Source organism: Variovorax sp. P1_G12 (genome assembly GCF_056405555.1).
Map to the genome: position 1 here is coordinate 75442 of NZ_JBFUBW010000012.1, position 25364 is coordinate 100805.

The window sequence follows — 25364 nt, forward strand, 5'->3', positions numbered from 1 at the left end:
TCCGGCGCCCGCGTCGTTGTGGCTCTACTTACTTGATCGCGCCCTTGGGCAGCACCTGGACCACGGCGCTGCGCTGGATCTGGACTTCGACGCCCTTGGCGATCTCGACCGTCAGGTATTGCTCGCCGATCTGGGTGATCTTGCCGAGCATGCCGCCGGAGGTGGCGACCTCGTCACCCTTGGCGAGGGCTTCGATCATGGCGCGCGCTTCCTTCTGGCGCTTCATCTGCGGGCGGATCATGACGAAGTAGAGGACCACGAACATCAACACCAGCGGCAGCATGCTGCCGAGCGAGGACATCATGTCGCCGCCCCCGGCAGCGGGCGCGGTCTGGGCAAAAGCAGAAGAAATGAACAAGGAAGTCTCCAACAGGGGAAAGGAAGAGGAGCGCCGGCCCTCGCTTGCATGAGGTTCCGTCGCATCCGCGGCCGCACCCGGCGGCCACGCAGCGCGGAGCCAGGGCCGCGCACAGCACCGAGCATTGTATTCGGCCGTCGGCAGGCCGGCCCGGCCTAAGCCGGGGCGGCGTTCAGGGGCTTTTTCCGGGGGTCCTGACGGCGCGCAAGCCTCAAGCCGCGACACGGGCGGCGCGCGGATCGCGCCACTTGGCCAGCAACTCGGCCCAGCGCACCCGCGCGGCGGCCAGGTTGCGTTCCCTGACATGGCCGTAACCGCGGATCTGCTCGGGCAGGCCGGCGATCGCCAGCGCGGTGTCGTGATTGGCCGCACTCAACCCGGCGAGCACCTCCTCGATGCTGGCCCGGTATTCGCCGATCAGGGCGCGTTCGGTCTTGCGCTCCTCGGTGCGGCCGAAGATGTCGAGTGCCGTGCCGCGCAGGCCCTTGAGCTTCGCCAGCACCCTGAAGCCGGTGAGCATCCACGGTCCGAACTTCTGCTTCTGCAGTTCGCCCTTGGCGTTCTTCTTCGCGATGATGGGCGGCGCGAGGTGATAGTTGAGCTTGAAGTCGCCCTCGAACATGCCTTCGACCCGGTCGAGGAAGCTGCGGTCGGTGTGCAGCCGCGCCACTTCGTACTCGTCCTTGTAGGCCATCAGCTTGAACAGGAAGCGCGCCACGGACTCGGTCAGGCTGGTCTTGCCCAGCGCCGACTCGGCCTGCCGCACCTTGGCGACGAAGGCCTTGTAGTCGTCGGCGTAGGCCGCGTTCTGGTAACCGGTCAGGAATTCGGCGCGGCGCGCCACCAGCGCGTCGACCGTCTCGCGCTTCTTGAACTCGATGACCTGGCCCGGCTGCACGCGTTTTTGCAGTTCGGCCGGCCGCTCTGCGGCCTGGCGACCCCATTCGAAGGCCGCCTTGTTGTTGTCGACCGCCACCGCGTTGAGCTCGATCGCCCGCATCAGCGATTCGAGCGCCAGCGGGACCCAGCCCTTTTGCCAGGCGTAGCCCAGGATCATCGGGTTGACATAGATGCTGTCGCCCATCAGCGAGGTCGCCGCCGCATCGGCATCGAAGGCACCGACAGCGTCGACGCCGACGGCGCGCGCGATCTCGGCCGCGCAGGCCTCCTGCGGGTTCTGCCAGTTGGCGTTGCGCACGAAGGCGGCCGTCGGGCTGCTGTGGCTGTTGAGCGCCACGTGGGTGCGGCCCTCACGCATGCGCGCCAGGCTCTCGGCATTGACGCTGACCAGCGGGTCGCAGGCCAGGATCAGGTCGGCCGCGGCGGTGCCGACGCGGGTGGTGCGAATGGCGTCCTGCGTCTCGCCGATCAGCACGTGGCTCCAGGTGGCGCCCCCCTTCTGGGCCAGGCCGGCCGCGTCCTGGGTGACGATACCCTTGCCCTCGATGTGCGCCGCCATGCCCAGCAGCTGACCGATGGTGATGACGCCGGTGCCGCCGACGCCCGCCACCACGATGCCCCACACCTGGTCGCCCGCGAGCGAAGGCAGCGCCGGCTCGGAGAGCGCGCCCAGATCGGCCGGCGTCGCGCCCTTGTTCTTCGCCTTCTTCTTGAGCTGGCCGCCTTCGACCGTGACGAAGCTCGGGCAGAAGCCCTTGAGGCAGCTCATGTCCTTGTTGCAGGTGCTCTGGTTGATGGTGCGCTTGCGGCCGAACTCGGTCTCCAGCGGCTCCACCGACAGGCAGTTGCTCTGCACGCTGCAGTCGCCGCAGCCTTCGCAGACCAGTTCGTTGATGACCACGCGCTTGGCCGGATCGACCGCCGTGCCCCGCTTGCGGCGGCGCCGCTTCTCGGTCGCGCAGGTCTGGTCGTAGATGATGGCCGTCGTGCCCTTGATTTCACGGAACTCGCGCTGGATCTCGTCCAGGTCGTCGCGGTGCCGCACCTTGACGTTGTCGCCGGGAACACTGACGCCTTCGTACTTCTCGGGCTCGTCGGTGACGACGACGACCTTGACCGCGCCTTCGGCATGCAGGCTCTCTGCGATCTGCAGCACCGAATGGCCCTCGGGCCGCTCGCCGACCTGCTGGCCGCCGGTCATCGCGACGGCGTCGTTGTAGAGGATCTTGTAGGTGATGTTGACGCCGGCCGCGATGCTCTGGCGGATCGCCAGCAGGCCGCTGTGGAAGTAGGTGCCGTCGCCGAGGTTGGCGAAGATGTGCTGGTCGGTGGTGAACGGCTGCTGGCCGACCCATGGCACGCCCTCGCCGCCCATCTGCGTGAAGCCGATGGTCGAGCGGTCCATCCAGGTCGCCATGAAGTGGCAGCCGATGCCGCCCAGCGCGCGCGAGCCCTCGGGCACCACGGTGCTGGTGTTGTGCGGGCAGCCCGAGCAGAACCAGGGCTGGCGCGCCGCGTCCGAGACGCCGATCACCTGCGGCGCGGCCATCGCGCGCTCCTTGGCTTCGAGGATCGCGAGCTGGGCGTCGATGCGCGCGGCCATGTCGGCGCCCGCGGCGGCCAGCAGGCCGGTCTTCTTGAGGCGCAGGGCGATCGCCTTGGCGATCAGCGCCGGATTCAGGTCGGCGTTGGCGCGCAACAGCTCGTGCGCGCTCGGGTTGGGCATCGACCATTCGCCGCCGGAGTAGCCCTCGGCCGCGTGGACCTCGCCTTCGTCGAACTTGCCGACCACGTTGGGCCGCACGTCCGGGCGCCAGTTGTAGAGCTCTTCCTTGAGCTGGTACTCGATGACCTGGCGCTTTTCCTCGACCACCAGGATTTCCTGCAGGCCGGTCGCGAAGGCGCGCGTGAGCTGGGCTTCGAGCGGCCAGACCACCGCCACCTTGTGCAGCCGGATGCCGAGCTGCCGGCAGGCCGCGTCGTCCAGGCCGAGGTCGATCAGCGCCTGGCGGGTGTCGTTGAAGGCCTTGCCGCTGGCCATGATGCCGAAGCGGTCGTTCGGGCCCTCGATCACGTTGTGGTTCAGGCGGTTGGCGCGGATATAGGCCAGCGCGGCGTACCACTTGTAGTGCATCAGCCGCGCTTCCTGCTCGAGCGCATGGTCGGGCCAGCGGATGTGCAGGCCGCCGGGGGGCATCTGGAAGTCGGTCGGGATGACGATCTCGACGCGCTCGGGGTCGATCATCGCGGTGGCGCTGGATTCGACGATTTCCTGGATCGTCTTCATGCCCGACCAGATGCCGGCGAAGCGGCTCATCGCGAAGGCATGGATGCCGAGGTCGAGGATTTCCTGCACGTTGGCCGGGAAGAACACCGGCGTGCCGCAGGCCTTGAAGATGTGGTCGCTCTGGTGCGCCGCGGTCGAACTCTTCGAGATGTGGTCGTCGCCGGCCACCGCGATCACGCCGCCGAACTCGGTCGTGCCGGCCATGTTGGCGTGCTTGAAGACGTCCGAGCAGCGGTCCACCCCCGGGCCCTTGCCGTACCAGATGCCGAAGACGCCGTCGAACTTGTTGGTGCCCGCGGGAGAGAAGCCCAGTTGCTGGGTGCCCCATAGCGCGGTGGCCGCGAGTTCTTCGTTGACCCCGGGCTGGAAGACGATGTTCTGTTCCTTCAGGAACTTGCTGGCCTTCCAGAGCGCCTGGTCGTAGCCGCCGAGCGGGGAGCCGCGGTAGCCGCTGATGAAGCCGGCGGTGTTCTTGCCCTGCTGCTGGTCGCGCAGGCGCTGCAGCATCGGCAGCTTGACCAGCGCCTGGACGCCGCTCATGAAGGCGCGCCCGTAGTCCAGCGAATACTTGTCGTCAAGCGTCACCGTTTCGAGGGCGCGGCGGATGTGCTCGGGCAGCGGGGCGTTCATGTTGTCTCCAGTGGCTGTGCCTTGTGGGCGTGGCGTGCAAGGCATCCGGGTCGAATACCCCTCGGCCATCATCACGCAAAGTGTATGCCTGCGGCCTCGACAGGTGTTTGCGTTTTGCACCCTATGGCGCCACCTTTTTGAACGAATCTTGCTTAAAATGGCATTAAATGGAAAGCATTGATAAGTTCGATCTTGCAATCCTGCAAGAACTGCAGACCGACGGGCGCCTGACCAATGCCGAGCTGTCGCAGCGCGTGGGACTCTCGGCGGCGCCGTGCTGGCGCCGGGTCCGGGCGCTCGAGGAGGCCGGCGTCATCAAGGGCTACCACGCCGAGATCGACCGCCAGAAGATCGGGCTCGGGGTGCTCGCCTTCGTGCGCGTCGACACCGAGCGCATCTCCGGCGACGCCACCCGCTTGCTCGAGGACGCGATCCGCCAGCTGCCCGAGGTGATCGCCTGCCACTACATCAGCGGCACCGGGACTTTCGAGCTGCAGGTGGTGTCGCAGGACCTCGACAGCTTCTCGCGCTTCGCGCTCAAGCACCTGCTGAACCTGCCGAACGTGAAGGACCTGCACACCAGCTTCTCGCTCGGCGAGGTCAAGGCGAGCCGGACCCTGCCGCTGGCGCACCTGGCCCCCGCGCGCTCCGCCGACACGGCAAGCCGCCCGGGCCGCCGACAATAGGCCGCGATGCCGCCGATCTCGCCCCAGGAAAACCCCGTCGCCTCCGCCCCCGCGCAAGCCCCGCGCGTCGGCCCGCTCGAACCGCTCCGGATCCCGGTGTTCCGGATGCTGTGGACCACCTGGCTGATCGCCAACGTCTGCATGTGGATGAACGACGTCGCGGCGGCCTGGATGATGACCTCGCTGACCAGCTCGCCGATCTGGGTCGCGCTGGTGCAATCGGCCTCGACGCTGCCGGTGTTCCTGCTCGGGCTGCCCAGCGGCGCACTGGCGGACATCCTCGACCGCCGGCGCTGGCTGGTCGCCACCCAGTTCTGGCTCGCGGGCTCGGCAGTGGTGCTGTGCGTCGCCGTGGTGCTCGATCTCATGAGCGCGCCGCTGCTGCTGGCCCTGACCTTCGCCAACGGCATCGGCCTGGCGCTGCGCTGGCCGGTGTTCTCGGCCATCGTGCCCGAGCTGGTGCCGCGCAGCCACCTGCCGGCGGCGCTCGGGCTCAACGGCATCTCGATGAACGCCTCGCGCATCATCGGCCCGCTGGTGGCCGGTGCGCTGATCGCGAGCGCGGGCACCGTGTGGGTGTTCGGACTCAACGCGGTGCTGTGCGTGGCCTCGGGTTTCGTGGTGCTGCGCTGGCGGCGCGAGCACACGCCCAATCCGCTCGGCCGCGAGCGGCTGATCAGCGCGATGCGCGTCGGCGTGCAGTTCGTGCGGCAGTCGCAGCGCATGCGCGCGGTGCTGGTGCGGATCTCGATCTTCTTCCTGCATTCCACCGCGGTGCTGGCGCTGCTGCCGCTGCTGGCGCGCAACCTCAAGGGCGGCGGCGCCGGCACCTTCACGCTGCTGCTGGCGGCGATGGGCTCGGGCGCCATCGTGGCGGTGCTGTTTCTGCCCCGGCTGCGGCAGGCGCTGGCGCGCGATCAGCTGGTGCTGCGCGGCACGCTGCTGCAAGCGGGCGCGACCGCCGTCATGGCCGTGGCGCCCAATGCCTGGGTGGCGGTGCCCGCGATGTTCCTCGGCGGCATGGCCTGGATCACGGTCGCGAATACGCTCTCGGTCTCGGCCCAGCTGGCGCTGCCCGACTGGGTGCGCGCGCGCGGCATGTCGATGTACCAGATGGCGATCATGGGGGCGAGCGCGCTGGGGGCCGCGCTGTGGGGCCAGGTGGCGGAACTCAGCTCGATCTACACCAGCCTCGGCATCGCCTCGGTGACGGCGGTCCTTTGCATGGGGCTGGCGCTGCGCTACGTGACCGACGGCACCGGCGAGGACGACGACACCAGCCCGGCGCGCCATGGCTGGGCCGCCGGCCCGCCGGCCAGCGCGCCCGACGAGGCCGGCCGGGTGGTGATCGCGGTCGAATACCTGATCGATCCGGCGCGCGCGGCCGCCTTCCACCTGGTCATGCACGAGACGCGCCGCGCGCGCCTGAGCCAGGGAGCGATCGGCTGGGAGCTGTTGCACGACATCGCCGAGCCCGGCCGCTACGTGGAGCAGATCGTCGACGAATCCTGGACCGAGCACCTGCGCCGCTTCCACCGCGCCACCGCCGCCGACATGGCCCTGCGCGAGCGCAGGCTGGCCTTCCACCACGGCGAGGCGCTGCCGATCGTGACCCGCTACATCGCCCACCGGTGACTCGCCCCCAGGTTGCCCGGCACTTCGTGTCCGGGCGCCCACCCCCTACCGGGGGCGCAGTCAGCGGCCCGGCGAAGCCGGTTCCGCGACTGCCCACGAACAAGCGCGCTGCGCGCAGCTGTAGAAAAACCCCAGCGCCGATCGCTGGCCGGCGCAGCCAGGCCCGTTGGTGAAACACCGCGGAACCGGCTTCGCCGGGCCGCCGGTGTTGCCCCCGGTAGGGGGTGGGCGGGCTACACGAAGTGAGCCCAACCTGGGGGCGAGCCAAACCTAATGAAAGAAGAGCAGCCGCGTCAGGAAGGTATGGCCGGCCTCCGCCGCCATCAGGCCGACCAGCACCAGCAGGCACAGGGGCGGCAGCAAGATGGCATAGACCAGCGCCAGCCGCTCCCAGGCCATGTGCATGAAGACCGCGACGATGAGTCCGGCCTTCAGCAGCATGAAGGTGATGATCAGGCCCCAGCGCAGATAGCCCTGGAAATGGAAGTAGTCGACCAGGTACGACAGCGTGCTGAGCACGAACAGCAGCCCCCAGATCTTGAGGTAGAGGCTGATCGGATGTTGTTGGCCTGTGCCGGGGTTCATGGTCGTCCTCACCAGAGATAGAACAGCGCAAAGATGAACACCCACACCAGATCCACGAAGTGCCAGTACAGGCCGGCGATCTCGACGATCTGGTAGTTGCCGGTCTTGTCGTAGTCGCCGCGGATCAGCTTGAAGGCCACGATGAACAGGAACACCACGCCGGCCGACACGTGCAGTCCATGAAAGCCGGTGATCATGAAGAAGCTCGAGCCGAACTGCGCCGCCCCCATCGGGTTGCCCCAGGGCCGCACGCCCTCCTCGATGATCAGCTTGGACCATTCGAAGGCCTGCATGCCGACGAAGAGTTCGCCGAAGGTCGCGGTCACGAGCATCAGCGTGGCGGCGTTCACGCGGTCGCGGCGGTAGGCGAAATTGACGGCCATCGCCATCGTGCCGCTGCTGCTGATGAGCACGAAGGTCATGATCGCGATCAGGAGCAGCGGGATGTCGGCCCCCCCGACATGAAGCGCGAACACCTCGCTCGGGTTGGGCCACTCCGCGGTGGTCGAGGCGCGCACCGTCATGTAGCCGGTCAGGAAGCAGCTGAAGATGAAGGTGTCGCTGAGCAGGAAGATCCACATCATCGCCTTGCCCCACGAGACATGGAACGCCTGGCGATCGGAAGACCAGTCGGCAATCAGCCCGCGCCAGCCGCTGGCGGCGATGGCCGGATTCAAGGGCGCTGCTGCGATCGTGACGCTGGTCATGGGAAGCCTCCTCAGGATGTGCCGCAGATGAAGCGCGCCACCTCCGGCGTCACCCAGCCCAGCATCGCGAACAGCACCAGCCACACCACCAGCATGAAGTGCCAGTAGCGCGCGCACAGCGCGATGCGCCATGCGGCCTTGGCAGGATCGGGCCACGCGGCGCGCGCCGTCCATGCCCACCCGACCAGCCCGCCCGCCAGATGGAGTCCGTGCATGGCCGTCAACAGATAGAAGAAGCTGCCCGCCGGATTGCCGGCCGGCATCACCTGTGCGCTCAACAGCGCCTGCCAGGCCCACAGCTGCGCGCCCAGGAAGCCCAGGGCGCAGAGACCGCCGGCCAGCAGCAGGCGACGCGCGCGCCGCCCGTCGGGGCCGCGCGATGCGTGATGGGCCCATTGCAGCGTCACACTGCCGGCGACCAGCAGCGCCGAGCTGAGCCAGAGCTGCCTGGGCAGCGCGATCGTCACCGCATCGTCGCCGCTCATGCGCATCACGTAGGCCATGATGAAGAGCGAAAACAACGCGGTGGCCACGCCCATGAAGACCCACAGGCCGATGCTGGCCGCGCTCGCGCGCGCATCGCGAAGCCGGCCGCCGCGGTCGACACCGCGGACGCCCAAGGCGGCGCCCGGGCTCATCAGGCGACCTCCGAGCTGGCTTGGGAGCGACGTGGCGCTGCGCTCATGCCGGCGCCCCTCGAACTTCGCCCCGGCCTTCCGATTCGGGCTCCTCGCCCCCGGCTTCCGGCGGGGCGTTCTGCGCGATGAAATCCTCCGCCGCACCCGGCACCCCGTAGGCGTAGGCCCAGCGGTAGACCACCGGCAGCCGCGGCCCCCAGTTGCCGTGGCCCGGCGGCGTCGTCGGCGTCTGCCATTCGAGCGAGGCGGCACGCCAGGGATTGGCGTCGGCCGGCCGGCCGCGCCAGGCGCTCCACGCGAGATTGACGATGAACAGCAGTTGCCCGACGCCCACGATCAGCGCGATCACGGTGATGAATTCGTTCAGGCTGAACGCCGACGGCGGAATGAACTTGTAGCCGTCGAAGTTGTAGTAGCGCCGCGGCATGCCCAGCACGCCGAGGTAGTGCATCGGGAAGTAGATCAGGTAGGTGCCGATGAAGGTGATCCAGAAATGCAGCTGGCCGAGCCGGTCGTCGAGCATGCGGCCGGTGATCTTCGGGAACCAGTGGTAGATGCCGCCGAACACCACCAGCAGCGGCGCCACGCCCATCACCATGTGGAAGTGCGCCACCACGAAGTAGGTGCCGGACAGGGGAATGTCCACGCTCACGTTGCCCAGGAACAGCCCGGTCAGCCCGCCGATGACGAAGGTGCAGACGAAGGCCAGCGCGAACAGCATCGGCACCGACAGGTGGATGTCGCCGCGCCACAGCGTCAGCAGCCAGTTGTAGACCTTGATCGCCGTGGGCACGGCGATGATCAGCGTGGTGGTCGCGAAGAAGAAGCCGAAGTACGGGTTCATGCCGCTCACGAACATGTGGTGCGCCCAGACCACCACGCTGAGTCCGCCGATGGCGACGATGGCCCACACCATCATGCGGTAGCCGAAGATGCTCTTGCGCGCGTGCACGCTGATCAGGTCGGAGACGATGCCGAAGGCCGGCAGCGCCACGATGTAGACCTCGGGATGGCCGAAAAACCAGAACAGGTGCTGGAACAGCAATGGACTGCCGCCCTTGTAGCCGGTCACCTGCCCCATCGACACCAGCGCCGGCATGAAGAAGCTGGTGCCCAGCGTGCGGTCGAGCAACAGCATCACGCCGCTGACGAACAGCGCCGGAAAACCGAGCAGCGCGAGGATGGTGGCGACGAAAATGCCCCACACCGTGAGCGGCATGCGCAGCAGCGTCATGCCTTCGCAGCGCGCCTGCAGCACGGTGGTCACGTAGTTCAACCCGCCCATCGTCGTCGCCACGATGAAGATGACCAGCGACACCAGCATCAGCACGATGCCGCCCGCATGGCCCGGCGTGCCGGGCAGGATCGACTGCGGCGGGTACAGCGTCCAGCCCGCGCCGGTGGGTCCGCCCTCGACGAAGAAGCTCGCCATCAGGACCACCACCGACAGCAGGTAGACCCAGAAGCTCAGCATGTTGAGGTAGGGGAACACCATGTCGCGCGCCCCCACCATCAGCGGAATCATGTAGTTGCCGAAGCCGCCGAGGAACAGCGCCGTGAGCAGGTAGATGACCATGATCATCCCGTGCATGGTCACGAACTGGTAATAGCGCTCGGCGTTGATGAACTCGAACTGGCCCGGAAAGCCGAGCTGCAGCCGCATCAGGTTGGACAGCACCAGGCCCACCACGCCGACCGCGATCGCGGTGCAGGCGTACTGGACCGCGATCACCTTGTGGTCCTGGCTCCAGACATAGCGGGTCAGGAAACTCTGCGGCGCGTGGTGCTCGGCGTCGGCGTCATGGGCCATGGCGGACCCCGAGGGCGAAGAAGGGTTCATCGCGGAGCCTTCTGTTCGGTGGCAGCCTGCGCCGGCGGGCTGCCCAGACTCTGGATATAGGCCACCAGCGCGGCCAGCTCTTCATCGCTCAGCTCGATCTTGGGCATGACCGGCGGGAAGCCCTTCACGTGGCGGGCCTGTGGATCGCGGATGAAGCTGCGCAGATAGGCTTCGTCGACCAGCGCGGTCGAGCCGTCCGCCATGGTCTCGGTCTTGCCGTGCAGGCCCTTCCAGGTCGGCCCCACGCGCGGGCTGCCGTCGATCGTGTGGCAGGCCACGCAGCCCTTGGCGTCCGCCAGCGCGCGGCCCTGTTCGACGCGTGCGCCGGCGCCGCCGGCCGCCTCGCCGCCGGACGGGGCCTCGGGGGCCTTGGCCTGCGTCCTGGCGAAGGTCGGCAGCGCCACCTGCCAGGCCTTGTAGGCCGCCGGATCCTCCACCACCACGAAGCCGCGCATGTTGGGATGGCCCACGCCGCACAACTGCGCGCAGAGCGCTTCGAAGCGGCCCGCGACGGTCGGCGTGAACCAGAAGCGGCTGACTTGCCCCGGCACCGTGTTCATCCGGGCGCGGAAGGGCGGCACGAAGAAGTCGTGCAGCACGTCGTTCGAGCGCAGCAGCACCAACACCGGCTTGCCGAGCGGCAGGTGCACCTCGTCGGAGGCGATCAGGAGGTCGTCCTGCCCGGCCGGGTCGGCGGGGTCGATGGCGAACGGATTGGTGGCGCTGAAGAAGCGCGCATCGGTCGCGCCCAGCTTGCCGTCCTCGCCCGGGAAGCGAAAGCGCCATTGCCACTGCTGGGCCAGCACCTCCAGCACGAGGGCGTCGCGCGGCTCCCGGACATAGTTCGCGTACACCACGAGGCCGGGCGCCAGCAGCGCCATGATGCCGACGGTGGTGCCGCCGATCAGCCAGCGCTCGAGCTTCTTGTTCTCGGGTTCATGCGCCGCGCGGCGACCGTCGCGATGACGGAAGCGCACCAGCGTGTAGACGACGAACAGGTTGATGGCGACGAAGAAGATGCCCGTGATCACCAGCGTGATGGTCAGGGTGTCGTCCATCTGCTGCCAGTTGGACGCCAGCGGGGTGGTCCACCAAGGATTGAGCCAATGGAACAGCACGGAACCGATCACGATGAGCAGCAGGGCGACAGCCATGATCATGGGCGGCACCTTGACTCGTCATCGTCGTTGCGCGGTTCGTGCGCGCCGCTAGCGGAACGCCGGGACCTGCTGCTCCCCGCCCTCGAACAGGGCTTCGGGATGCGCGGTCCGCATCAGCGTCTCGATGTCCTGCGCGCGCGAGCGCGGCAGGTCCACCATCAGGAGAATCCAGCCCTGCGCCATGGCGCCTTCGAAGCGCTGCAGGCGGGGACTCGGGATCGATATGCCGATCATGCTCGCCGACCACGCGCCGGTCACGCCGCCGAGGACGCCCAGCACCACGGCCAGTTCCCACTCGGGCTCGTCGCCCACGATCGGAAACATCAGCGCGGCGATCAGGCCGATGACGATGCCGCAGGCCGTTCCGACCACCCAGCCGGTCTTGGCCGCGTGAACGAGGTCCGAGGTCTGCCACACGTTCGCCGCATGAAGCCCGGTCATGTCGGCGCCGTCCGCCGCGGCGAAATGAATGCGCGCAACGTCGACGCGCGCCTGCACGAGATCGTGCATCGCTCGCCTGGCGCTCGCCGGGTCCGGCATCAGCCAGAAAGTTCGTCTCCGCATGGGGCCCTCCTTTCCGTCTCGCGACGCAATAAGGAACCATGACCACTTATATGCCCAAGGGACGCCGTTATCAAGTCGGCGGCCGACGAACCTCTTCAACCCAGAGGCAGAAACAGCCGCAGGACGCCCCGGGCCGTCACGAGATCGCCCGGGTCGTGGGTTTCCTCCAGCACGCCGCTCAGGCGGTTCAGGATGCTGTCGCTGCGGCTCGCGCGCCAGACGAGCAGGTCGGCCAGCCACGGGTGGTTGTTGATGCGGTTGGCCTGCTCGTACTCGGCGAAGCGCGGCTTCAGCGCGCTCAACGCGGCTTCGTAGCGTGCGCGCACTCCCGCGTCGTCCCGTCCTTCGTCACGCCCCGCGCCGATCGCTTCAGCGGCGAGCATGCCGGTCTCCAGCGCCTTGCCGATGCCTTCGCCGGTGAAGAAATAGGTGCTTCCCGCAGCCTCGCCCGCCACCAGCAGTCCGGCGCGCGACCAGCGCGCTCCGCCGAGCGAGCAGCGCAGCGGCGCGCCCTTGAGCGGGCCGAGCGGCATGCCGCACGCCATCAGCTCGCGGGCGGGCGGGTGGACGCGCGTGAAGGCATCGAACAGATCGCGCAGGTTCACATCGGCCGGGCCGATGAAGCCGACGCCGACGTTGAACACGCCGCCCGCGCACGGAAAGATCCAGCCGTAGCCGTGCCGCAGCGCGCGATGCCACACCACGTCGAGGTCGGTGACGCGGTCGACCATGGCTTCGTTCTTCACGTAGCCGCGAAGGGCGATGCCGCTCGGCGCGCGCCGCTCGCAGAGGCCCGCGGCGCTCAGAGGCCCGGACGCCGCGCCGGTGGCGAGCACGGTCCAGCGCGCACGCAGGGTGTGCGGGACACCGCCCGCCCGCGTGAAGCTCGCACCGGCCACCCGCTGATCTGCATCGAGCAACGGCGCCTCGAACCGTGCCGGCGAGAGCCAGCGCGCACCGGCCGCGAGCGCCGCCCGCCGGGTGATCTCGTCCAGCTCGCGGCGCGGCAGCACCGCCAGCCGCGCCGGCACCTCGACCCGCCCGCCGCGCGGGCCGACGCAGCCGACGTGCCGCGCGCTCCTGGCGCGCGCCAGCACTTCATCGAGCACGCCCAGGCGCGCCAGCGCGCGGTGCGCGTCCGGGATCAGCCCGTCGCCGCAGACCTTGTCGCGCGGAAAGTCGTGCTGGTCGGCGAGCACGACGTCGAAGCCCGCGCGCGCGAGCCTCTGTGCGCAGGCGCTGCCGGCGGGGCCCGCGCCCACCACGAGCACCTCACAGGACGACGGAGCGGGGTCGGCGGCGATCGGATCAGGCGCCGCTGCCATAAGGACGGGTGAGGATCTCGAGGAAGTGGCCATCCGGGTCGTTCCAGTAGAAGCCGCGGCCGCCGTCGCCATGGTTGATCTCGCCGGGACGGTGCTGGCCGGGGTCGGCCCAGTAGGTGATTCCGCGTTCGCGAATGCGGCCGAAAATCTCGTCGAACTCGCCTTCGCTCACGAGAAAGGCGTAATGCTGCCCGTCGATGTCGCCGTCGGCGCGCATGAAATCCAGCGTGACGCCGTTGTCGACCTCCACGCCGAGAAACGGGCCAAACGGGACCGGCGCGCCGCGTCCGAGCAACTCGGCCAGCAACTCGGCGGACGCCCGCGGGTCGTGGGCCTTGACGATCGTGTGATTCAACCGGATGGGCATGATGCTTCTCCAAGGAAGACCACAAATATTACGTCCATCGGCGTTCGATCGTTCGGGTAAGTCGGGTGGCTTCGCCGCCGGCTCCAACCCAGAATTCCGCAGGCCTCTGACTTGGCGGCGGCCCCAAAAATCCTGGAGGAACATCATGATGGGTCCGTTTTTGCTGGATCGTGTGATTGGCGCCGACGTCCCTTCGCTGCGCACGCCGGAAGCGGTGAAGACCTTCGAGGCCACGCCCTACATGGAGCGCATCGCTGCGCAAAGCACCTACCAGGCACTGCAGCTTGGCGCAGCGCATGCGCCCGATGAACCCGCGCTCCACTTCCTGACCAGGGGCGACCCCGAGGAAGCGCCATTCACGGTCACCCATCGCCAGTTCATCGCCCGCGTCACGCAGGCGGCGAACCTGTTCAACGACCTGGGCGTCGGGCCGAACGATGTCGTCAGCCTGCTCCTGCCGCTGATTCCCGAGAGCTTCTATGCCCTGTTCGGCGCGCAGGCGGCGGGCATCGCAAACCCGGTGAATGCCTGGCTGTCGGCCGCCCAGATTGCCGAGATCCTGCGTGCCGCGAAGACCAAGGTCCTGGTGGCGCTCGGCCCCACGGAAGGCTCCGACATCTGGGACAAGGTGCAGGCCATTCGCGGCGAGCTGCCCGATCTCGAAGCCATCGTGGTCGTGCGCGGCGGTCCGGACGGCACCGGCGCGGTCCACAGTTTCGAGCAGCGGATCGACGCCTGCCCCTCCGATCGCCTGCTCAGCGGGCGCCGCATCAGCGCCGAAGACACGGCGGGCTACTTCCACACCGGCGGCACGACGGGCTCGCCCAAGCTGGTACGCCACAGCCACGCCAACCAGGTCTACCAGGCCTGGGCGCTGAGCCTGATGCTGCCGGTGGGCGGCGGGCGGACCCTGCTCTTCGGCCTGCCCTTGTTCCACGTCGGCGGCGCCCTCACGCAGGGGCTGGCCACGCTGTGCGCCGGCGGCACGCTGGTGGTGGTCTCGCCCGCCGGTTGGCGCGATCCCCAGGCGGTCCGCAACGTGTGGCGCCTGGTGGAACGCTACCGGCCGTCCGTGTTCGGCGGCGTTCCGACGGTGCTCGCCGCCGCGCTGAACGTGCCGGTGGGCGGTGCCGACGTGTCGAGCATCGAGATCGTCTCGGGCGGCGGCTCTGCCATTCCGGTGGCGGTCTGCAAGACCTACGGCGAGTTGCTGCACCGGCCGGTGCTGGAGGTCTACGGCATGACCGAGACTTCGAGCGTTCATTCCATGAGCTACGCCGAACGCCCGCTGCGCATCGGGTCGGTGGGCCACGCGCTCCCCTACAGCCGGGTGCGGATCGTGAAAGTCGACGCCGAAGGCCGCTGGCAAGGCGACTGCGCGGTCAACGAGATCGGCGTGGTGGCCATGTCGGGGCCCGGCGTCTTCAAGGGCTACGTCAGCGACGCGCACAACCGCCAGGCCTTTGTCGAGCCCGGCTGGGTCAACTCGGGCGACCTGGGCCGGCTGGACGACGAAGGCTATCTCTGGCTCACGGGCCGCGCCAAGGATCTCATCATCCGCGGCGGCCACAACATCGATCCGCTGGCGATCGAGGAGGTCTTCTTCCAGCACCCCGCCGTCGCGCTGGCGGCGGTCGTCGGCCAGCCCGACATCCGTGCTGGCGAGATGCCCGTCGCGTATGTGCAATTGAAGGCCGGCGCGGCGCTCGACGAGGCGGCGTTGCTCGACTTCGTCCGGGCACGCACGCCCGAGCGTGCCGCGGTGCCGGTGAACGTCCTCTTTGTCGACCCCATGCCGCTGACGGCCGTGGGCAAGATCTTCAAGCCCGCGCTGCGCTGGGATGCCGCGCGGCGCGTGGTGACCCAGCTGCTGGCCGACCTTCCGCAGGCCGGCGGCTTCCAGGTCGAGGTGGGCGCGAACGCGGTGCACGGCAGCCTGGTCACGATCGGCATCCGCGGCGTCCCCGAGGCCGCGCAAGGCGCCCTGGCCCGACAGATCGACGAGCGGCTCGGCCGACTGGAGGCGCGGCACGAGATTGCCTGGCGTATTTGACCGAATGATCAAGATCACCCCCAGCCTCGCCCACTTCGCGTGGCTCAGGCACCCCCTCTCCGGGGGCCATACCAGCGGCCCGGCGGAGCCAGTTCCGCGGTATTCCTGGCTTTGGCTTTGTGACAACTTTTCGGGTAAACGCTAAGACTCTTTCTTTACCGAGTGGATAATTTAGGCACCTTCACGACGAACGAGGTGCTTGATGAGTTCCGCCCGCCCGCGCAGCCGCTACTGGTCCGACCTGACCAGCGAAGAGTTTTCCCGCCTCGACCGCTCGCGGCTGATCGCCGTCCTGCCGGTGGGCGCCACCGAGCAGCACGGACCGCACCTGCCGATGTCCACCGACACCGCCACCATCGACGGCATGGTGCGCGCGACGATCCCGCACCTGCCGGACGACCTGCCGGTGCTGTTCCTGCCCACCGTGGCCTACGGCAAGAGCAACGAGCATTCGCGCTACCCGGGCACGCTGACGGTGTCGGCCTCGACGCTGATCGCGCAATGGAAGGACATCGGCGCCTGCGTCGCCCGCGCCGGCGTGCGCAAGCTGGTGCTCTACAACAGCCACGGCGGCCAGATGGCGGTGATGGACATCGTCGCGCGCGACCTGCGCGAGTCGCACGACATGATGGTGGTGGCGGCCAACTGGTACACGCTGGGTCTGCCCGAAGGCCTCTTCACGGCGCACGAAGGCAAGCACGGCGTGCACGCGGGCGACCTCGAAAGCTCGGTGATGCTGCACCTGACGCCCGACCACGTGCGGCCCGAGAACTTCCGCAACTTCCATTCGCTGACCGAAGACCTGGCGAAGGAGAACCGGTTCCTCTCGATCACCCCGACCGGCAAGCTCGGCTGGCAGATGCACGACATCAATCCGGCCGGTGCGGCCGGGGATGCCACGCTCGCCACCGCGGCCAAGGGCCAGGCGGTGCTCGACCACGTCGGGCGGAATTTCGTCGAGCTGCTGCAGGAAGTCCATCGCTTCCCGATCGAGCGGCTGGCCAACGAACCGGCTTGGCGCTGAGCATGGCCGAAGCCACGCCCTCCACGCCGCCGCTGGTCAGCCTGCGCAACGTCAGCAAGCGCTTCGCCAACGGCACCCTCGCGCTGCAGGGCATGACGCTCGACTGCGGCGAGCACGACTTCATCAGCTTCCTCGGCCCCTCGGGCTGCGGCAAGAGCACCGCGCTGCGCCTGATCGCCGGCCTGGCCCGCATCAGCTCGGGCGAGGTGGCCTGGTCGGCCGCGAACAGCGTCGCCTCGACCAGCGACCGCGAGCTCGGTTTCGTCTTCCAGGAGCCGACGCTGATGCCCTGGGCCAAGGTGTTCGACAACGTCTGGCTGCCGCTCAAGCTCGCCGGCATGGGCCGCGACGAAGCGGCGCCGGTGGTGGCGCAGGTGCTCGAGATGGTCGGCCTCTCGCGCTTCGCCGACGTCTATCCGCGCGAGCTGTCGGGCGGCATGAAGATGCGGGTGTCGATCGCGCGGGCGCTGGTCACGCGGCCGCGCCTGCTGCTGATGGACGAGCCCTTCGCCGCGCTCGACGAGATGACCCGCATCAAGCTCAACAACGACCTGCTGGCGATCTGGCGCGAGCACCGCTTCTCGGTGATCTTCGTCACCCACAGCGTCTACGAGTCGGTCTACCTGTCGAACCGCATCGTGGTGATGGCGCCGCGCCCGGGCCGCGTGATCGACGAGATCCGCATCGACGAACCCTATCCGCGCGGCGAAGCCTTCCGCACCTCCACCCGCTACAACGCGCATTGCACCGCGGTGTCGCAATCCCTGCACGGAGCCCTCCATGGCGTCGACATCGATCACTGAGCAACCGGCGCTGGCGCAGCTGCAGGACGCGCCCTCGGCCGCCCAGCTGCAGGCGCGCGACGAGCGGCTGCGGCGGCGCGAGTCGCTGCTGCGCATCGCGGTGCCGATCGCGATCGTCGCCGGCCTGCTCGCGCTGTGGGAAGTGCTGGTGCGCGTCAACCATGTGCCGCACTACATCATCCCGGCGCCGTCGCTGATCTTCACCACCCTGATCGACAACTGGGACACGCTGTCGAGCGCGCTGTGGTTCACGGTCAAGCTCACGCTGCTCGCGCTGGCCGCGGCGATCGTCGGCGGCGTGCTGCTGGCAATCGCCTTCGCGCTCTTCAAGTGGGTCGAGATCGGCCTGTTCCCGATCGCGGTGATCCTGCAGGTGACGCCGATCATCGCGATCGCGCCGCTGATCCTGATCTACGTGTCGAGCACCACCGCGGCCTTGCTGCTGTGCGCCTGGATCGTGGCCTTCTTCCCGATCCTGTCGAACACCGTCATCGGCCTGAAGAGCGCCGACAGCAACCTGCGCGACCTGTTCCAGCTCTACAAGGCCTCGCCCTGGCAGACCTTCCGCTTGCTGCTGGCGCCGAGCGCGCTGCCCTACTTCATGGCCGGCCTCAAGATCGCCGGCGGCCTGAGCCTGGTCGGCGCCGTGGTGGCCGAGTTCACGGCCGGCACCGCGGGCCGCGAGACCGGGCTGGCCTCGCGGATCCTCGAATCGAGCTTCCGCACCGAGATCCCGATGATGTTCGCGGCCCTGCTGCTGGTGTCCCTGCTGGGCATCGTGATCTTCATCGTGTTCGCCGCCTTGTCGCGCGCCGTTCTGGGCCATTGGCACGAGAGCGAAATGAGGAGGGAAAGGTAGCTCGCCCCCAGGTTGCCCGGCACTTCGTGTCCGGGCGCCCCCCCTGCCGGGGGCAACACCAGCGGCCCGGCGAAGCCGGTTCCGCGGTGTTCCACGAAGGGAATGGGAACCCACGGCTGCGAGCCACTTGAAAAGCACATGATGAATTCGACCGTCCTTGAACGAGACACCCTTCCTGAAACAGGCGCCATCGACTGGGACGCCGTCCGGCGCGACCTGCATGGCCTCAACGTCATCGATTCGGCGAGCCAGCGCAAGCAGCTCTCGAAGGACTTCTACTGGTACAGCCCGATCCTGACCGAACAGCTCGCTGGCTGCGTGGCCGACCTGGTGGTCAGGGTCTCGACCGAGGACGACGTGCGCCAGGCCGCGGCGGTGGCCGCGAAGTGGAAGCTGCCGCTCACGGTGCGCGCGGGCGGCACCGGCAACTACGGCCAGTGCGTGCCGCTCGAAGGCGGGCTGGTGCTCGACGTCACGCCGATGAGCCGCGTGCTCGAGATCGGCGACGGCCGCGTGCGGGTGCAGGCCGGCGCCCGCATGCACGACATCGACCTCGCGGTGGCCGAGACCGGCCAGGCGCTGCGCATGTGGCCTTCGACCTGGCACGTGGCCTCGATCGGCGGCTTCATCGCCGGCGGCTTCGGCGGCATCGGCTCGATCCGCCACGGCATCCTGCGCGACCCGGGCAACCTGCTGCGCGCGCGCATCATGACCGTCGAGCGCGAGCCGCGGATCATCGAGCTGCACGGCGACGAGATCCAGCAGGTGCACCACGCCTACGGCACCAACGGCATCCTGACCGAGGTCGAGGTGGCGCTGAGCCCGGCGGTCGAATGGGTGCATTGCATCGCGCTGTTCGACAGCTACCGGCGGGTGCTGGACTTCGGCGTGGCCGCGAGCACGCCGGCGCTGGAGCTGTTCCTGCTGTCGGCCGTCGATGCGCGCTTCTCGCCCTACTACGCGACGCTGGGCGAGCACTTCCCGCCCGACCGCCATGCGATGTTCGCGATGGTCGCGCCCGGGTCGATGCCGGCCTTTCGCGCGCTGGTCGCGGCGCACGGCGGCCGCGTCTCGCTCGAAGGCACCGAGGCCGAGCTGCAGGCGGCCGGCCTGCCGCCGGCCTACGAATGCGCCTACAACCACACGACGCTGCAGGCGCTCAAGGTCGACCGCAGCTGGACCTACCTGCAGGTGGCCTACGCCCAGCCCTTCGATCCCGCGGTGGTCGACCGCCACATCGAGATCTTCGGCGACGACGTGCTGCAGCACCACGAGTTCGCACGCGCCGGCGGCGAGTACGGCACCTTCTCGATCCTGCTCGTGCGCTGGAAGGGCGAGGCGCACCAGTACGAGGTCATGCGCGAGATCGAATCGCAGGGCGGCTGCCAGATCTTCAACCCGCACGTCGTGACCATCGAGGACGGCGGCATGAAGACCATCGACACGCAGCAGATCGACTTCAAGAAGCGCAGCGACCCGATGGGCCTGATGAACCCCGGCAAGACGCGCGGCTGGCACCCCGACATGGCGCGCGACGCCTGAACCCGCAACACCCCGACAGAGACACAACCCGAGGAACCACGATGCAATCCGACTCCCGCTTCATCGCCCGCAGCCTGCTGGCCACCGTGCTCGCCGGCAGCGCCTTCGCCGCCTTCGCCCAGGACAAGGTGGTGCTGGCCACCAACTGGCGCGCCCAGCCCGGCCACGGCGGCTTCTACCAGGCGCTGGCCGACGGCACCTACAAGAAGTACGGGCTCGATGTCGAGATCCAGCAGGGCGGCCCGCAGGTCAACAACCGGCCGATGCTGCCGGCCGGAAAGGTCGACTTCCTGATGACCGGCAACATGCTGATGGCCTTCGACAACATCAAGCAGAAGGTGCCGACCGTGGTGGTCGCGGCCTACTTCCAGAAGGACCCGCAGGCCATCATCGCCCACCCGGGCCAGGGCTTCGAGAAGTTCGCCGACCTGGCCCGCGCCAAGACCGTGCTGCTGGCCAAGGACGGCCAGATCAGCTACTGGCAATGGATGAAGAAGGCCTACGGCATGCGCGACGAGCAGGTGCGCCCGTACAACTACAGCCTGTCGCAGTTCCTGGCCGACAAGCAGGCGGTGCAGCAGGCCTATGCGACCTCGGAGCCGCTGGCGGTCGAGAAGCAGGCCGGCTTCAAGCCGGTGGTGCTGTCGCTGGCCGACGCCGGCTGGTCGACCTACGGGATGGTGATCGAGACCCGCCAGGACCTGGTGAAGACCAAGCCCGACGTGGTGCGCCGCTTCGTCGAGGCCACCAACATCGGCACCTACAACTACCTCTACGGCGACCGCAAGGCGGCCGACGAGATGATCCAGAAGATCAACCCGGACATCAGCGACGACTACATCGAGAAATCGATCCCGATCCTGCGCGCCCACATCGACGTCGGCGACGCCGCCACCAAGGGCATCGGCGCGATCAGCGACGAGCGCATGAAGGACTTCTACGACAAGACGGTGTCGGCCGGGCTCTACAAGCCCACCGACTTCAACTACCGCGACGCCTACACCACGCAGTTCGTCAACAAGGGCACCGGGGTCGAGTTGCGCAAGTCAGCCGCCAAGTAGCCCGGCCATGGTCGAGCGAAACCTCACCGTGCGGGTCGCGCGCATCGCGCGCCAGACGCCGGAGATCCTGGCCTTCGAACTGGTGCATCCGGCCGGCCGCGCGCTGCCGGCCTACCAGGCCGGCGCCCACATCGACGTCCACATGCCCGGCGGCTTCTCGCGCCAGTACTCGCTGGCCAGCGACGCCGGCGCGGACGGCAGCGCGGCCTCGCGCTACCTGATCGGCGTCAAGCGCGAGACCGACAGCCGCGGCGGCTCGGCCTCGATGCATGGCCGCGTCCGCGAAGGCGACCTGCTGCCGATCAGCGCGCCGCGCAACAGCTTTCCGATCCGCGGCGAGGCCCGCCGCCACCTGCTGCTGGCCGGCGGCATCGGCATGACGCCGCTGCTGGCGATGGCCCAGGCGCTGGCCCGCTCGAGCGCCGACTTCGAACTCTGCCTGTTCGTGCGCGGCGAGGAGCACCTGGCCTTCGCGCAGGCGCTGCGCGCGCCGGCGCTGGCGCCGCACGTGCGGCTGCACTTCGACGCCGGCGACGCTTCGCAGAAGATCGATCTGAGGCAGTTGCTGGCGCGGCACGACCCGGGCACCCACCTCTACGTCTGCGGTCCGGCCGGCTTCATGCAGGCGGTTCGCACAGCGGCCGCCCACTGGCCCGAGGACGTGGTGCACACCGAGTACTTCGCGGCCCCCGCCGATGCCGCGGGCGGCACCGGCAAGCCCTTCGTGCTGCGGCTCGCGCAGCGCAACATCCGCGTGCCGGTGGCCGGCGACCAGAGCGCGGTCGACGCGCTGCGTGGCTTCGGCATCGACATCCCGGTGTCGTGCGAGCAGGGCCTGTGCGGCACCTGCGTGGTGGGCTGCGAGGGCGAGGGCGCGGAGCATCGCGATTTCTGCCTCACCGGCAGCGAGCGCGCCCACAAGGTGGCGCTGTGCTGCTCGCGCGCCAAGGGCGAGGAACTGGTGATCGAACTGTAGGCGGCCCGCGCGGCTGCCTTGTTACCCTGTACATCCGATGACCACCGCACCGAACAGCGACGCCGCAAATGCACCGGACGAGTCCCTCGACGCGCCCGCCACGCGCGGCCGGGCGCGCAAGTACACCCAGCTGCAGGCCCTGATCCACCAGGCCGCGGTGGAGGTGTTCGCCAGCGAGGGCCTGGCCGGCGCCTCGACCCAGGCCATCGCCGACAAGGCCGGCTTGTCGAAGGCGCAGCTGCACTACTACATCGAGAGCAAGGAGGCGCTGTACCGGCAGGTGCTGCAGGGGATCATCGACGACTGGATCGGCGTCTTCGGCTTCAGCGACGAGGCCTTCGGGCCGCGCAAGGTGCTCAGCGACCTGATCCATCGCAAGATGATGTTCTCGTTCGAACACCCGCTGCGCTCGAGGATCTTCACGGCCGAGATGATGCGCGGCGCACCAGTGCTGCGGCCGCTGATGGGCCACAGCCATGAGCGCACCGACCAGGCGGCGGCGGTGATCCAGAACTGGATCGACCAGGGCCTGATGGACCCGGTGGACCCGATGCTGCTGCTGTTCCATCTGTGGGCCGTGACGCAGTTCTATGCGGACCACGCGACGCAGGTCGCGCTGTTCAGGAGAATGCCGGAGAGCGACGACAAGGACCGCCGCTACCTGATCGAGCAGGTGACCGCGTTCCTGCTGAAGGGCGCCGGGGTCCGCTAGAGGCCGCGGATGCCAAAGCTTGATGCCGCGGGGTGGCACCAAGTCGGCCTTTGGTCGATCATCGGGTCCACGCCGATGCAGCCATGCGCTGCCGGCGCACACCCGCAATGCCCAGCGCCTTCGACTTCGACCACTCGCCCTTCGACTGCCTGACGCCCGAAGAGCGCGAACGGGTGCGCGCGCAGGTCGACATCGCCTACTTCCGCGAGGGCGAGGCGATCCTCGAGGCCGGCATGGCCCCGACCCACCTGTTCGTCGTCATCAAGGGCTTCGTGCGGCAGTTCGCGCCGGGCGACAGCGAACCGGTCGCCAGCTTCGGCCCGCACGACACCTTCGACGGCCGCAGCCTGGTGGCCGGGCAGGTCAGCGGGCGCTTCGTGGCGGCCGAGGAGGTGCTGGCCTACCAACTCGCGCGCGAGGCGGTGAACGAACTGATCGCACGCAACGCGGCCTTCGGTGCCCTGCTGTTCTCCGACCTGTCGAACAAGCTGGCCACCATCGCGGGCCGCCGCGGCCAGCACGAGCTCCAGTCGCTGGCCCTGGCGCGGGTCGATGCGATTCCCGTGCGGGCGCCGCACTTCGTCGACGCCGACTGCGACGTTCTCTCGGTCGTGCGCCTGCTGCAGGCCGAGCGCAGCACCAACGTGCTGGTGCGCGACCTGGCCGGCGGCGCGCCGCGCCTGGGCATCTTCACCGTGACGGCGCTGCAGCGCGCGGTGCTGCATGGCACCCCGCTGGACCGGCTGCCGGTGCGCGAGGTGAGCAGCTTCGGCCTGATCACCGTCAACGCCGCCGATCCGGTGGGCGACGCGCTGACCGTCATGGTGCGGCACAAGGTGCACCGCGTGGTCGTGATGGCCGGCAACGGCGGCGGGGAGGTCCTGGGCGTGCTGGAGGCGCTCGACCTGTTCAGCTTCCTCTCCAACCACTCCTACCTGATCAACCGCGAGATCGCCGAGGCGCAGGACCTCGAGGCCCTGGCCCGGGCCAGCGGGCACGTCACGCAGCTGGTGGGCCTGCTGCACGGCGGCGGCACCCGGGTCGGGCAGATCGCCACGCTGGTGCAGGCACTCAACGCCCAGTTGTTCCAGCGCGCCTGGGCGTTGATCGCGCCGCCGGCGCTGGTCGCCAACAGCTGCCTGTTCGTGATGGGCAGCGAGGGGCGCGGCGAGCAGTTGCTGAAAACGGACCAGGACAACGGCCTGCTGCTGCGCGACGGCTATGCGCCGCCGGCCGACCTGGACGAGATCTGCGCCCGCCTGACGCGCACACTGATCGAATTCGGCTACCCCGAATGTCCCGGCGGCATCATGGTCTCGAGTCCGCAGTGGCGCGGCAGCCAGGCCGAGTTCGGAGAACGCGCCTGCCAGTGGCTGCTGCAGGCCGATGGCGAGCGGCTGATGGCACTGGCGATCTTCCTCGATGCCCACGCAGTGTCCGGCGACGCCGCGCTGCTGGCCGGCGTGCGGGCCCGATTGTTCTCTCTGGCCACCGACAACGACGCCATGCTGGCGCGATTCGCCGCGGCGATCGATGCCTTCGCCGACGACCCGCGCTGGTGGCAGCGCCTGTTGACGCTTGGCGAGCAAGCCGGGCAGCGCTTCGACATCAAGAAGCAGGGCCTGTTCCCGATCGTGCATGGCGTGCGCAGCCTGGCCCTGCGCGCGGGCCTGGACACGAGCTCCACCACGGGGCGCCTCGAGGCCCTGGCCGCCGGCGGCCACATCGAGCGCGAGCTCGCCACCGACGTGCTCGAGAGCCTCTATTTCTTCATGGGCCTGAGGCTCAAGGCCGGACTGGCGGAACAGGAGGCCGGGCACACGGTGACGGGCCAGATCGATCCGGCCCGCATGAGCAGTCTCGAGCGCGACCTGCTCAAGGACACGCTGGAGGTGGTCAAGCGCTTTCGCCGCATGCTGCGCCTGAGCTTCCGGCTGGACGCGCTGTGACCGGCTGGCTCTCCGCCCTCAAGCGCTGGTGGCTGCTCCAGCACCTGGGCGACCCGCGCTTTCGCTTCATGTGGGATCCGCCGCCCGCCGACGAGTGGGTGGCGATCGACTGCGAGACCACCGGACTGGACCCGCGGCGCGACGAGATCGTCGCGATCGCCGCAGTGCGCATCCAGGGCAACCGGGTGATGTGCAGCGAGCGGCTCGAGCTGCTGGTGCGGCCCGAACGCCGCAGCGTCGCCGCCGGCAGCGTGCGCGTGCACCAGCTGCGCGAGCGCGACCTGGCGCAGGGCCTGACGGCCGACGCCGCGGTGCAGCGCCTGATGCACTTCATCGGCAGCCGGCCCCTGGTGGGCTACTACCTCGAGTTCGACGTCGCGATGATCGACCGCGTGCTGTTTCCGATGCTGGGCATGGGCCTGCCGCAGCCGAAGATCGAGGTCTCGGCGCTCTACTACGACCACGTGAACCGGCGCCGTTCGCCGCACCTTCGCAATGGCGACATCGACCTTCGCTTCGCCGCCATCATGGCGGCGCTGGACCTGCCGCAGCGCCCGGCGCACGATGCACTGAACGATGCGGTGATGGCGGCACTGGCCTTCCTCAAGCTGCGCGCACTGGCGTGAGATGGCCCCCACGCTCCCTCACTTCGTGTGGTCGCTGCCCCCCGGGGGGGCCGCAGGCCGCCTTGGGGCGGCCCGGC

General features: G+C 68.8%; 22 protein-coding genes. 12 read left to right on the plus strand and 10 right to left on the minus strand.

The window, feature by feature from the left end:
* Nucleotides 1-28: 28 nt before the first annotated feature.
* Both yajC and AC1D2O_RS15720 read right to left on the minus strand, forming a co-directional pair.
* Nucleotides 29-358, minus strand: a complete 330-nt coding sequence (gene yajC, locus AC1D2O_RS15715; RefSeq protein WP_478090479.1) for a preprotein translocase subunit YajC — start codon at nucleotides 356-358, stop codon at nucleotides 29-31.
* Between the two features lie 211 nt (nucleotides 359-569).
* The gene (locus AC1D2O_RS15720; RefSeq protein WP_478157405.1) at nucleotides 570-4175 is read right to left on the minus strand and encodes an indolepyruvate ferredoxin oxidoreductase family protein; all 3606 of its coding nucleotides are present in this window, start codon (nucleotides 4173-4175) and stop codon (nucleotides 570-572) included.
* A 167-nt stretch (nucleotides 4176-4342) separates the two neighbouring features.
* Between AC1D2O_RS15720 and AC1D2O_RS15725 the strand changes: the two genes are divergently transcribed.
* Nucleotides 4343-4861: an Lrp/AsnC family transcriptional regulator gene (locus AC1D2O_RS15725; RefSeq protein WP_478094112.1), complete on the plus strand. Its 519-nt coding sequence runs from the start codon at nucleotides 4343-4345 to the stop codon at nucleotides 4859-4861.
* A 6-nt stretch (nucleotides 4862-4867) separates the two neighbouring features.
* On the plus strand, nucleotides 4868-6496 hold the full coding sequence (locus tag AC1D2O_RS15730; protein WP_478094114.1) for an MFS transporter: 1629 nt from the start codon (nucleotides 4868-4870) through the stop codon (nucleotides 6494-6496).
* A gap of 270 nt (nucleotides 6497-6766) precedes the next feature.
* On the opposite strand, the gene AC1D2O_RS15735 is transcribed toward AC1D2O_RS15730, so the two are convergent.
* From AC1D2O_RS15735 to AC1D2O_RS15770, 8 genes are all read right to left on the minus strand, one after another.
* Entirely contained in the window at nucleotides 6767-7081 is a 315-nt protein-coding gene (locus AC1D2O_RS15735; RefSeq protein ID WP_442284327.1) for a cytochrome C oxidase subunit IV family protein, read from the minus strand.
* 8 nt (nucleotides 7082-7089) lie between these two features.
* Nucleotides 7090-7788, minus strand: coding sequence for a heme-copper oxidase subunit III family protein (locus AC1D2O_RS15740; RefSeq protein WP_478157407.1), 699 nt, complete (start codon nucleotides 7786-7788; stop codon nucleotides 7090-7092).
* Between the two features lie 11 nt (nucleotides 7789-7799).
* A complete protein-coding gene (locus tag AC1D2O_RS15745) occupies nucleotides 7800-8426 on the minus strand; it encodes a cytochrome c oxidase subunit 3 (protein ID WP_478157408.1) in 627 nt (208 codons plus the stop codon).
* 43 nt (nucleotides 8427-8469) lie between these two features.
* On the minus strand, nucleotides 8470-10236 hold the full coding sequence (gene ctaD, locus AC1D2O_RS15750; protein ID WP_478157486.1) for a cytochrome c oxidase subunit I: 1767 nt from the start codon (nucleotides 10234-10236) through the stop codon (nucleotides 8470-8472).
* Between the two features lie 26 nt (nucleotides 10237-10262).
* Complete coding sequence (locus AC1D2O_RS15755; RefSeq protein WP_478093669.1) at nucleotides 10263-11426, minus strand: cytochrome c oxidase subunit II; 1164 nt, start codon at nucleotides 11424-11426, stop codon at nucleotides 10263-10265.
* A gap of 48 nt (nucleotides 11427-11474) precedes the next feature.
* Nucleotides 11475-11990, minus strand: coding sequence for a DUF1269 domain-containing protein (locus tag AC1D2O_RS15760; RefSeq protein ID WP_478157409.1), 516 nt, complete (start codon nucleotides 11988-11990; stop codon nucleotides 11475-11477).
* A gap of 95 nt (nucleotides 11991-12085) precedes the next feature.
* On the minus strand, nucleotides 12086-13315 hold the full coding sequence (locus AC1D2O_RS15765; protein WP_478157410.1) for an NAD(P)/FAD-dependent oxidoreductase: 1230 nt from the start codon (nucleotides 13313-13315) through the stop codon (nucleotides 12086-12088).
* Complete coding sequence (locus AC1D2O_RS15770) at nucleotides 13299-13682, minus strand: VOC family protein (protein ID WP_478157411.1); 384 nt, start codon at nucleotides 13680-13682, stop codon at nucleotides 13299-13301. The genes AC1D2O_RS15765 and AC1D2O_RS15770 overlap by 17 nt, the downstream gene beginning before the upstream one ends.
* A gap of 145 nt (nucleotides 13683-13827) precedes the next feature.
* Between AC1D2O_RS15770 and AC1D2O_RS15775 the strand changes: the two genes are divergently transcribed.
* The 10 genes from AC1D2O_RS15775 to AC1D2O_RS15820 all read left to right on the plus strand — a co-directional run bounded on the left by AC1D2O_RS15775 (nucleotide 13828) and on the right by AC1D2O_RS15820 (nucleotide 25287).
* The gene (locus AC1D2O_RS15775; RefSeq protein WP_478157412.1) at nucleotides 13828-15735 is read left to right on the plus strand and encodes an acyl-CoA synthetase; all 1908 of its coding nucleotides are present in this window, start codon (nucleotides 13828-13830) and stop codon (nucleotides 15733-15735) included.
* A 202-nt stretch (nucleotides 15736-15937) separates the two neighbouring features.
* Entirely contained in the window at nucleotides 15938-16759 is an 822-nt protein-coding gene (locus tag AC1D2O_RS15780) for a creatininase family protein (protein ID WP_478092413.1), read from the plus strand.
* Between the two features lie 2 nt (nucleotides 16760-16761).
* Nucleotides 16762-17562 carry an ABC transporter ATP-binding protein gene (locus AC1D2O_RS15785; RefSeq protein ID WP_478092424.1) on the plus strand — a complete coding sequence of 267 codons (801 nt, stop codon included), beginning with the start codon at nucleotides 16762-16764 and terminating at the stop codon, nucleotides 17560-17562.
* A complete protein-coding gene (locus tag AC1D2O_RS15790; RefSeq protein WP_478092415.1) occupies nucleotides 17540-18421 on the plus strand; it encodes an ABC transporter permease in 882 nt (293 codons plus the stop codon). The genes AC1D2O_RS15785 and AC1D2O_RS15790 overlap by 23 nt, the downstream gene beginning before the upstream one ends.
* A gap of 141 nt (nucleotides 18422-18562) precedes the next feature.
* Nucleotides 18563-19963: an FAD-binding oxidoreductase gene (locus tag AC1D2O_RS15795; RefSeq protein ID WP_478157413.1), complete on the plus strand. Its 1401-nt coding sequence runs from the start codon at nucleotides 18563-18565 to the stop codon at nucleotides 19961-19963.
* A 41-nt stretch (nucleotides 19964-20004) separates the two neighbouring features.
* Nucleotides 20005-21024, plus strand: a complete 1020-nt coding sequence (locus tag AC1D2O_RS15800) for an ABC transporter substrate-binding protein (protein WP_478092419.1) — start codon at nucleotides 20005-20007, stop codon at nucleotides 21022-21024.
* A gap of 7 nt (nucleotides 21025-21031) precedes the next feature.
* Nucleotides 21032-22000 carry a PDR/VanB family oxidoreductase gene (locus tag AC1D2O_RS15805; RefSeq protein ID WP_478157415.1) on the plus strand — a complete coding sequence of 323 codons (969 nt, stop codon included), beginning with the start codon at nucleotides 21032-21034 and terminating at the stop codon, nucleotides 21998-22000.
* A gap of 37 nt (nucleotides 22001-22037) precedes the next feature.
* Entirely contained in the window at nucleotides 22038-22712 is a 675-nt protein-coding gene (locus AC1D2O_RS15810) for a TetR family transcriptional regulator C-terminal domain-containing protein (protein ID WP_478093941.1), read from the plus strand.
* A gap of 107 nt (nucleotides 22713-22819) precedes the next feature.
* Nucleotides 22820-24661, plus strand: a complete 1842-nt coding sequence (locus tag AC1D2O_RS15815) for a putative nucleotidyltransferase substrate binding domain-containing protein (RefSeq protein ID WP_478093939.1) — start codon at nucleotides 22820-22822, stop codon at nucleotides 24659-24661.
* Nucleotides 24658-25287: a 3'-5' exonuclease gene (locus AC1D2O_RS15820; RefSeq protein WP_478093937.1), complete on the plus strand. Its 630-nt coding sequence runs from the start codon at nucleotides 24658-24660 to the stop codon at nucleotides 25285-25287. Before AC1D2O_RS15815 ends, AC1D2O_RS15820 begins: the two co-directional genes overlap by 4 nt.
* Nucleotides 25288-25364 lie beyond the last annotated feature (77 nt).